The sequence below is a fragment of the Streptomyces sp. SID3212 genome (assembly GCF_009865405.1).
In the GTDB taxonomy this organism is placed as follows: domain Bacteria; phylum Actinomycetota; class Actinomycetes; order Streptomycetales; family Streptomycetaceae; genus Streptomyces.
On sequence record NZ_WWJY01001237.1, the window covers coordinates 23,484 to 29,847 of the forward strand.

6 protein-coding genes are annotated in these 6,364 nt (G+C 69.1%); 5 read left to right on the forward strand and 1 reads right to left on the reverse strand.

What is annotated here, in order from left to right:
* Nucleotides 1-21 precede the first annotated feature (21 nt).
* Nucleotides 22-774: a 4-hydroxy-tetrahydrodipicolinate reductase gene (gene dapB, locus GT042_RS36635; RefSeq protein WP_161312978.1), complete on the forward strand. Its 753-nt coding sequence runs from the start codon at nt 22-24 to the stop codon at nt 772-774.
* A gap of 13 nt (nt 775-787) precedes the next feature.
* Entirely contained in the window at nt 788-1,240 is a 453-nt protein-coding gene (locus tag GT042_RS36640; RefSeq protein ID WP_161312979.1) for a tetratricopeptide repeat protein, read from the forward strand.
* 92 nt (nt 1,241-1,332) lie between these two features.
* Here the strand turns inward: GT042_RS36640 and GT042_RS36645 are convergent, their stop codons facing one another.
* Entirely contained in the window at nt 1,333-1,881 is a 549-nt protein-coding gene (locus tag GT042_RS36645; protein WP_161312980.1) for a PH domain-containing protein, read from the reverse strand.
* A 289-nt stretch (nt 1,882-2,170) separates the two neighbouring features.
* Here GT042_RS36645 and thyX point away from each other — a divergent pair, with 289 nt between their 5' ends.
* From thyX to GT042_RS36660, 3 genes are all read left to right on the forward strand, one after another.
* A complete protein-coding gene (gene thyX, locus GT042_RS36650) occupies nt 2,171-2,908 on the forward strand; it encodes an FAD-dependent thymidylate synthase (RefSeq protein ID WP_161312981.1) in 738 nt (245 codons plus the stop codon).
* Nucleotides 2,909-3,126: 218 nt separating this feature from the next.
* Complete coding sequence (gene dapA / locus GT042_RS36655; RefSeq protein ID WP_161312982.1) at nt 3,127-4,026, forward strand: 4-hydroxy-tetrahydrodipicolinate synthase; 900 nt, start codon at nt 3,127-3,129, stop codon at nt 4,024-4,026.
* Between the two features lie 192 nt (nt 4,027-4,218).
* Nucleotides 4,219-5,904, forward strand: coding sequence for a ribonuclease J (locus GT042_RS36660; RefSeq protein WP_161312983.1), 1,686 nt, complete (start codon nt 4,219-4,221; stop codon nt 5,902-5,904).
* The last annotated feature ends 460 nt before the right edge of the window (nt 5,905-6,364 follow it).

Genomic DNA, 6,364 nt, shown 5'->3' on the forward strand with positions numbered 1-6,364 from the left:
CGCGGTAAGGAAAGCAGAGCGATGAACAAGCTGCGCGTGGCCGTCCTCGGAGCCAAGGGCCGTATCGGCTCCGAGGCCGCACGGGCCGTCGAGGCCGCCCAGGACCTGGAACTGGTCGCCGCCCTCGACCAGCACGACACGCTGGAGACCCTCACGGCGAGCGGGACGCAGGTCGCGGTCGACCTGACCCACCCCGACTCGGTCATGGGGAACCTCGAGTTCTGCGTGGGCCACGGCATCCACGCCGTCGTCGGCACCACGGGATGGAACGACGAGCGCCTCGGGCGGCTGACCTCCTGGCTGGAGGCCTCGCCCGAGACCGGGGTGCTCGTCGCGCCGAACTTCTCCATCGGGGCCGTCCTCACGATGAAGTTCTCCCAGTCGGCGGCCCGTTACTTCGAGTCCGTCGAGGTCATCGAGCTGCACCACCCGAACAAGGCCGACGCCCCCTCCGGTACGGCGGGCCGCACCGCCCAGCTGATTGCCGCGGCCCGCGAGGAGGCGCAGCTGCCTCCCCAGCCCGACGCGACGGTCACCGGGCTGAAGGGCGCGCGGGGAGCGGACGTCGACGGCGTGCGCGTGCACTCCGTACGCCTCCGGGGGCTCCTCGCCCACCAGGAAGTGATCTTCGGCGGCGAGGGCGAGACACTCACCGTCCGCCACGACTCCCTGCACCACAGCAGCTTCATGCCGGGCATCCTGCTCGGCGTGCGCCGTGTGGTGTCCACCCCGGGCCTCACCTACGGCCTGGAACACTTCCTCGACCTGAGCTGACGAGACCGCACCCATGCGCGCGAAGATCACCTACTGCGTCACGGCCGCCGTCCTGGTCGTCTACTTCGTCCTGGTCGGCAGCCGTGGCGTGCTGCTCATCGAACAAGGCACCGCGCTCACCGTCGCCTTCGGGATCGCGGTGCTGATCCTGCCGGTCATCGGCCTGTGGTTCCTCTGGAAGAACACCCAGTTCGTCAGCCGCGCCAACCGCCTCGCGGAGGAGCTGGACGCCGAAGGCGGCCTGCCGGTGGACGAGTTGACCCGTACGGCGAGCGGCCGTATCGACCGCGACTCCGCCGACGCCGTCTTCGCCAGGCGCCGCGCGGAGACGGAGGACTCGCCGGGCGACTGGCGGTGCTGGTTCCGGCTCGCGGTCGCCTACCACGACGCCCGCGACACGCCCCGCGCGCGCAAGGCGATGCAGCGCGCGATCGCGCTCCACGACAACAAGCCCGTACGCGCCTGAGCGGTACGGAAAGCGCCCGCACGCCCGAGCGGGGCCCGGCCGGGTGGCCGGGCCCCGCTCAGGGTCGGTGGGTGGTGCGACGCGGCGAGCCGTCAGGGACGGCGGTACTCGTCCCCCCAGGCCTCGACGGTGTCGGCGGCCCGGTCGAACGCCTCCGTACGCGACAGGAAGTCCGCGTTGTGGTCCGTCAGCAGCGGCAGCTGCGTTCCCTGCCGCAGGACGAGGGAGAGCGCCTGGCCCTGCACGGTGCGCGGCAGGCCGAGCCACCGTACGGGCTGCTGGACGGTACGGACCTCGGTGACCTGGTCCCAGGCCACGGTCTTCGTCCTGAGCAGCAGGACACGGCGCACGCCGTGCCGGCTCACCCAGGCGCCCACCCGCAGCAGGCGCAGGGCGACCGCGATGCCCAGGCCGGCGAGGGCGAGGCAGAGATAGGCGCCCGAGGCGCTGCCCGCGGCCGCGGTGACCGTCCCCGCGAGCAGGACGAACGAGGCCAGCAGCAGGAGCAGCGCCGCCGCCGCCACCCGCCAGGGGCCGGGGCGGTACGGACGCCGCCATTGATCATGATCGTCGAACGGCAACGCGACATCGTCCGTGGTCGCGTCAAAAGCCCGGTCGGCCGTCAGGAAGGGCAGGGGCACGACTGATCCTCACTCACAAGCACGCTCGATTGCTGTGCCCGGTGAGGCTATCGACCAGGTCCCCGCCCGGACCACCCGAGGGGGGCCGGGCGCGCCATCGGGGCCCGAACGGCTGCGGACCGTCGCCGTGAGGTGCGTATGAGTAGCCGTCTGATCCCTTTCCGGCGGGGGCAGTCCGGCGAACGGCGGTCCGAACAGCGGCGGGCCGGCGCCCTGCCGCGGAGGCGCTGTCAGTGCCGCGCCGTAGAGTGGGCGCCGCCCGAGCGACGTAACTGGAAGGACCCCGCCGGTGAGCGACACCCCCGCAGAGACCAAGCCGAGCTTCCGCAGCGACGTCACCGTCGAGTTGGTGAAGCACACCGCCGGCGATTCCGACGTGCTGTGGGCCGCGCGCGTCTCCACCGCAGGTGAGCAGTCCCTGGAGGAGCTCTCGAAGGACCCCGAGCGCTCGAAGGGACTCATCAATTACCTGATGCGGGACCGCCACGGCAGCCCCTTCGAGCACAACTCCATGACGTTCTTCGTCAGCGCCCCGATCTTCGTCTTCCGCGAGTTCATGCGCCACCGGGTCGGCTGGTCGTACAACGAGGAATCGGGCAGGTACCGGGAGCTCCAGCCGGTCTTCTACGTCCCCGGCGCGGACCGCAAGCTCGTGCAGGAGGGCCGCCCCGGGAAGTACGTGTTCGTGGACGGCACGCGGGAGCAGCAGGATCTGACCGGCCGCGTGATGGAGACCTCGTACGTCCAGGCCTACGAGGCGTACCAGGAGATGCTCGCGGCCGGCGTCGCGCGCGAGGTGGCGCGGGCCGTGCTGCCGGTCGGCCTGTTCTCGTCGATGTACGCGACGTGCAACGCGCGCTCGCTGATGCACTTCCTCGGCCTGCGCACCCAGCACGAACAGGCGAGGACGCCGTCCTTCCCGCAGCGCGAGATCGAGATGGTGGGCGAGCGGATGGAGGCCCACTGGGCGGCGCTCATGCCCCTCACACACGCGGCCTTCAACGCCAATGGCCGAGTCGCCCCCTAGAACGATCCTGCGGCGCGGAGCCCGTTCCGTGGCCCGTCCGGGGCACAGATGTACGGTCGGCGGGGTGAAGTGTCCGTATTGCGGGGTTTCGAGAAGTTCATCTAGGCTGATCAAACGGACCCGGCACTGCTTGAACCCCCGAGCAGGCAGTGCCGGGCTCCTCTTGTCCCGTCCCCCAAGGGGACACGGCGAGCTGAGCAGCGAGTAGCGTGTTACCCATGGCTCCGATCTCCACTCCGCAGACCCCCTTCGGGCGGGTCCTCACCGCGATGGTCACGCCCTTCACGGCGGACGGCGCGCTCGACCTCGACGGTGCCCAGCGGCTCGCCGCGCACCTGGTCGACGCAGGCAACGACGGCCTGGTCCTCAACGGGACCACCGGCGAGTCGCCGACCACCAGCGACGCGGAGAAAGACCAGCTCGTACGGGCCGTCCTGGACGCCGTCGGCGACCGCGCCCACATCATCGCGGGCATCGGTACGAACGACACCCGCCACAGCGTGGAACTGTCCCGCGCCGCCGAGCGCGCCGGCGCGCACGGCCTCCTGGCCGTGACCCCGTACTACAGCAAGCCGCCGCAGGAAGGCCTCCACCGGCACTTCACCGCCATCGCCGACTCCACCGGCCTGCCGGTCATGCTGTACGACATCCCGGGCCGCAGCGGCGTCCCCATCGACACCGAGACGATTGTCCGTCTCGCCCAGCACCCGCGTATCGTCGCCAACAAGGACGCCAAGGGCGACCTCGGCCGCGCCAGCTGGGCCATCGCCCGGTCCGGCCTCGCCTGGTACTCGGGCGACGACATGCTGAACCTGCCCCTCCTGGCCGTCGGCGCGATCGGCTTCGTCTCCGTCGTCGGCCACGTCGCCACCCCCGAGCTGCGCCAGCTGCTCGACGCCCACCTCACGGGCGACGTCCAGAAGGCCACCGAGATCCACCAGAAGCTGCTCCCGGTCTTCACGGGCATGTTCCGCACCCAGGGCGTCATCACCACCAAGGCCGCACTCGCCCTGCTGGGCCTGCCGGCCGGACCGCTGCGCCTGCCGCTCGTCGAGCTGTCGGCCCCCGAAACGGACCAGCTCAAGATCGATCTGGCGGCCGGCGGGGTACAGCTCTGACACCGGACTCCGCACGGATTCCACGCGGACTCCGTCACCGACTTCACAATTGAACAAGCAGGACAGCACGACAGCACGGAGCACGACAGAACCACACCGAGAAATCGGTCCACACAGACAACAGCAAGTGCACCAATGTCATGCGCGCCACGTGCCTCAGCGGCACGTGGCGTGCGTGGTGAGGAGAGTCTTTTGAGTCATCCGCATCCCGAACTCGGCGCACCGCCGAAGCTTCCCAAGAACGGCCTTCGCGTCACCCCGCTCGGCGGGCTCGGCGAGATCGGCCGCAACATGACGGTCTTCGAGTACAACGGCCGACTGCTCATCGTCGACTGCGGCGTCCTCTTCCCGGAGGAGGAGCAGCCCGGCATCGATCTGATCCTGCCGGACTTCACCACCATCCGGGACCGCCTCGACGACATCGACGGGATCGTGCTCACGCACGGTCACGAGGACCACATCGGGGGTGTCCCCTTCCTGCTCAGGCTGAAGGCCGACATCCCCCTGATCGGCTCCAAGCTGACCCTCGCCCTCATCGAGGCGAAGCTCCAGGAGCACCGCATCCGCCCGTACACCCTTGAGGTCACCGAGGGCCACCGCGAGCGCATCGGCCCCTTCGACTGCGAATTCGTCGCGGTGAACCACTCCATCCCGGACGCGCTGGCCGTGGCCATCCGCACCCCCGCGGGCATGGTGGTCCACACCGGCGACTTCAAGATGGACCAGCTCCCGCTGGACCGCAGGCTCACCGACCTGCCGACCTTCGCCAAGCTGGGCGAGGAGGGCATCGACCTGCTGCTGGCGGACTCCACGAACGCCGAGGTCCCGGGATTCGTCCCGCCCGAGCGGGACATCTCCAACGTCCTGCGCCAGGTGTTCAGCAGCGCCCAGAAGCGGATCATCGTGGCGAGCTTCGCGAGCCACGTCCACCGCATCCAGCAGATCCTCGACGCTGCCCACGAACACGGCCGCAGGGTCGCCTTCGTCGGCCGCTCGATGGTCAGGAACATGGGCATCGCCCGTGACCTGGGCTATCTGCGGGTGCCGGCCGGCCTGGTCGTCGACGTGAAGACGCTGGACGACCTCCCGGGCGAGCAGATCGTGCTCGTCTGCACGGGCTCGCAGGGCGAGCCGATGGCCGCGCTGTCCCGCATGGCCAACCGCGACCACCAGATCCGGATCGTCGGCGGCGACACGGTGATCCTCGCGTCGTCCCTGATCCCGGGCAACGAGAACGCGGTCTACCGCGTGATCAACGGCCTGACCAGGTGGGGCGCGAACGTCATCCACAAGGGCAACGCCAAGGTCCACGTCTCCGGACACGCCTCGGCGGGCGAGCTGCTGTACTTCTACAACATCTGCAAGCCGAAGAACCTGATGCCGGTCCACGGCGAATGGCGCCACCTGCGTGCCAACGCCGAGCTGGGCGCGATGACAGGGGTCCCGAAGGACCACATCGTCATCGCCGAGGACGGCGTGGTCGTGGACCTCGTGGACGGCAAGGCCAGGATCGTCGGCAAGGTCCAGGCGGGTTACGTGTACGTGGACGGCCTCTCGGTCGGCGACGTCACGGAGACCTCCCTCAAGGACCGCCGGATCCTCGGCGAGGAGGGGATCATCTCGGTGTACGTGGTGGTCGACTCCACGACCGGCAAGGTCGTCGGCGGACCCCACTTCCACGCCCGCGGCTCCGGCATCGAGGACGCGGCGTTCGGCGCCGTCCTGGCGAAGGTCGAGGAGGCCATCGCCAAGTCCGCAGCCGACGGCGTCGCGGAACCGCACCAGCTCCAGCAGCTCGTGCGCCGCGTGGTCGGCAAGTGGGTCTCCGACACCTACCGCCGGCGCCCGATGATCCTTCCCGTGGTCGTCGAGGTCTGACGGCGTCTGACGGCCCGTCCGACGGTCCGTCCGAGGCTCAACCCCGGAGCGGGGGGCCCGATTTGCATCGGCGCCCCCCGCTCCAGTACGTTTACGGCTCCACCGAACGGGAACCCGGGTTAATCATGACCCCGGAGCACTCCCCGACAGGTGGGGGAATCGGCTCCAGGTAACTCTGATAAAGTCGGTTCAGCCGAAAGGCAGAGAAACAAAGGCCCATCCAAAGGCCATCGGAATTCAAGCGGCAAGAACAGCCAAATGAATCTGGTAAGGTTGGAAACACGAAATACCGAAGGGAAGCGCCCGGAGGGCCCCGGAGACGGGACCGAAGGAAGCGTCCGTTCCTTGAGAACTCAACAGCGTGCCAAAAGTCAACGCCAGATATGTTGATACCCCGGCCTACTCAACCCTTGTGGTTGGTGGGTTGGTGGTTCCTTTGAAGAACAAAACACAGCGAGGA